General features: G+C 69.5%; 3 protein-coding genes. 1 reads left to right on the forward strand and 2 read right to left on the reverse strand.

Going from position 1 to position 3362, the window contains the following annotated elements; genetic code table 11:
• Positions 1-106: 106 nt before the first annotated feature.
• Positions 107-2116, reverse strand: coding sequence for a lipoxygenase family protein (locus AC1DU6_RS24420; RefSeq protein ID WP_477860234.1), 2010 nt, complete (start codon positions 2114-2116; stop codon positions 107-109).
• A 180-nt stretch (positions 2117-2296) separates the two neighbouring features.
• On the opposite strand from AC1DU6_RS24420, the gene AC1DU6_RS24425 reads away from it, so the two are divergent.
• A complete protein-coding gene (locus tag AC1DU6_RS24425; RefSeq protein ID WP_157281694.1) occupies positions 2297-2707 on the forward strand; it encodes a hypothetical protein in 411 nt (136 codons plus the stop codon).
• Between the two features lie 3 nt (positions 2708-2710).
• Here the strand turns inward: AC1DU6_RS24425 and AC1DU6_RS24430 are convergent.
• Positions 2711-3362, reverse strand: a 652-nt coding sequence (locus AC1DU6_RS24430; protein WP_477860236.1) for a CPBP family intramembrane glutamic endopeptidase, incomplete at its 5' end; no start/stop codon positions are given.

Below are 3362 nucleotides of genomic sequence, written 5' to 3' on the forward strand. Positions count from 1 at the left end.
TCACCATGCTGTGGCGCCAGCAGGGCAATGCCTGGACGATCACGCGCGCCTTCAGCTACGGGCACGGGTCGAACTGACGCGACGCCCGCGACCGCCTCGCGTCACGCTAAATGTTGGTGCTCGACGGGATGCGGCTCGGCAGGAGGTGTTCATACGGCCGCGTGCGCGCCAGGTTGCGCTGCCGGATGGTGTTCTCGACGCCGGCCAGCGCGCTGCGAAAGCGCTCCAGCGGGCCGCCGGGCCGGGTGATGGCGGGGTCGAGCAGCACCGGCGGATACGGGGGTGCGTTGTCGCGGTATTCGCCCAGCATGCGGTAGTACACGCCGCCGAGGATGTGGAACAGCAGGATCTGCTCCTGCGCCGCGAGCCGGCTGGGCAGCATCTGCGACCAGGTGGCCTCGCTCTGCCCCACCGTGCCGGCAGGCGCCCACGCGCCGCCCATGCCGGCGTAGAACGGGGCGTAGGTCATCAACGAGGACTGCGGGAAGTTGACGGCCGCGTGCTGGGCGCTGGCATTGAAGATGATGGCCGTCACCACCAAGGCGAGCTGGCTGCGCGTGGTGATGGGCCGGAAGCCCTTGACCTTGCCACTCACGGCCAGCTCGCTGGCCCAGGCCTTGAGTTCGTAGTCGCTCGTCACGTCGGCGTCGCTGGCGTAGTACACGGCGAGGTATTCGCTCACCCATTGCTGGATGGCATTCCAGACCAGCAGCGCGTCGTCGCGGTAGGGGTAGTCCGGCAGCCGACCGGCGTCATCCACGCCGCGTGCGCGCAGATCGTTCGGCAGCATGTTGTCGTAGAAGTCGAAGGCCAGGCGATCACGGCCGCATTCGCGCTGCAGCGTCTCGATGGGCGCGGCCAGGATGGTGTCGCCCGTGGTGAGCGGCCCCATGATGACCAGCGCGGCCGCATCGTTGATGAACAGCGTGCCCTCGAGGTGGGGCGCGAGCAGCCGGTTCAGCGGGTGCACGACCGCGAGCTGGCGCTGCGTGGCCATCGCGAAGGCCTCGGACATCAGGTGCGTTCGGCCCAGGTGCACGAACATCTCGTGATAGTTGAAGTCGGCCACCTGCACCGCGGTCTTGGCCGACTGCCACGCCCAGTAGGCGTTGGCGTTGGCCGGATCGGTGGCCCGCAGCACCAGGGGGCTGAGGGCCGGGTCCTGCCCGCACTGGATGGCGACCGGCACCAGCGAGCGGCCGGCCTGGGGGCGCGCGAACAGCGCGATGGGCGCATAGCCGTAGCCGGCGCCCGTCAGCGGCTTGTTCACCGGGCCGGCCGGCGCCATGCCGCCCAGGCTTTCATAGTCCAGCAGGTAGAGCCGGCCACTGCCGGCGGCGTCGAGCAGGCCGTCGTTGTTGCCCTCACCACCCATCGCCTGGCGGTATTGCGCATCGCTCAGCGGGAACTTGGCCGGCAGCGCAGCCACCTGCCGGATCAGCATGGGGTTGGGCCCGCCCACACGCATGTACGCGAAGGTGTCGTCGTCATGCAGCAGGCTCGCTATCGCYGGCTTGTCCAGCGTCACGAACAGCGCGTCGTACTGCGCCACCGTCTTGGGCTGCGGCGCCGTGGTGACCTGCACGGTGAGTTGGTAGTGGATCTGCCGGAGCTGCGTCGCGATGTTGCCCACGGCCGCCGTGAGGTTGGTCAGCAGCGTGAGCACGGCCGCGGGCAGGCTCAGCACGCCAGCGTTGGCAGCTGAGACGCTGTCGAAGCTCGCCTGCGCGGCCGCGAGCCGGCTCCTCAAGCCATCCAGCGTCTGCAGGCTGCTGGCAGCGAGCCCGCTGGGCGCCATCGAGGCCGCCAGATTGGTGACCGCCTCAACTGCCAGCGCCGACGTCTTGAGCTGATGTTCCAGCGTCGGCAGCTCGCCCGCCGGCACCACGGTCGCCATCGGCACGCCGGCGAGGTTGAGGTGGGATTCTGTCCAGAGATAYAGCGCCTGCTGGCTGACTAGCTGGAGCCGGCGGGCCGCGGCGCTGAGCAGGTCCGCCTTCTGCGGCAGCGTGGGCTTGGGAACGGGCAGCGCCGCCGATGCGGGTGAAGGCGTGCCGCCAATCAGGCTCAGGCCGCCCGCCGAGGCGGACCATTGGAGGATGTCTCTGCGTTTCATTGGATTTATCCGGAAGCCGGTGCGCCCATGAGCCTAGCCAGGAAACGGGCCGCACGAGGGGCCGTACACATCATTTCGTGCAACCGGGCGTCACGCACAGCGTTTCGCAGCGGCCTCCTACATACGCCGCCCAACCACGGAACCAAACTTGCCGCATAGCAACTGCCGGTGCGGTGCCCCATGAGATTCGTCTTCGACTCCCTCCTCGGCGGCATCCTGGCAACGGTCGTCGCGGGTGCCGCATGCGCTCAGCCCGCCGCGCCACTGCCGGCGTCTGCACCGGCTTCGGCGCCCATGACCGCAGCCTCAAGACAGGTTCCGACCCGCAACGCGGCCATCACGGCGTCCGAGAACGCCAAGGAGCCCGGCAACCAGCGCCCCGAGGAACGGGTGATTCCGCAGATCTCCATCCCGCTCAGGAACAAGAACGTCATGCCCCTCGCTGCCATTCCCGCATCGGCGCCTGTCGGCAGCGTGCCCGGTCGTGTGAACGAGGGCGCAGCGCGGTGCGTGGCCATCAGCAGCGCAAGTGAGAAGGCTGCCTGCGAGCGTGGGTTGGCGGCATCGGGGCCGATGAAATCCGAGCGCTGACGCTCAAGCCGCCACCGCGGACGGCCTGCGCGCCATGCCCTTCCACCGGCACAGCAACAGCACCGCGGCCAGGTCAACCACCACCGCGAAGACGCTCGCCTCCGGTCCGAAGGCGCCGCCGCTGAGCCATTGCGGCCGGTCGAGCAGTTGGGGGTGCAGCCATCCGGCCTGGGCCAGGCCACTCACTTCGAAGCCCAGCACCGAGCCTTGCATCCAGTTCCAGCCGAAGTGGATGCCGATGGGCAGGGCGAGGCTGCGGGTGCGCAGCCAGGCCAGACCGAGCAGCAGGGCGCCCAGCGCGTTGTCCAGCGTCGCCGTCGCGACCGTGATGCCGTCCATGCCTGGGTTGCCCAGGTGGGCGACGGCGAAGAGCGCGGCCATCAGCGCCAGCGCCCAGCGCGCCCCCAGGCCCTCCACCATGCGCTGCAGCACGAAGCCGCGGAACAGCAGCTCCTCCAGCACGGCCACACACAGGAATACCCAGGCGCCATAAGCCAGCGCCGCGAGGCTGCGCGCCGGGTCCAGCTCGAAGCGCACGCCGCCCGCGAGCAAGATCAACGCCGTGACCGCCGCCATCTGCGCGGCCCCGAAAGCCACGCCCAACAGCAACTGCCGCCCCCACGACCCATCCAGCGCCAGCCCCACGCCCGCCAGA

Source organism: Roseateles sp. P5_B10, assembly GCF_056400485.1.

Bases quoted from the DNA above. Each gene is read 5' to 3' on its own strand.
- AC1DU6_RS24425 (WP_157281694.1), top strand. From the start codon at position 2,297: ATGAGATTCGTCTTCGACTCCCTCCTCGGCGGCATCCTGGCAACGGTC.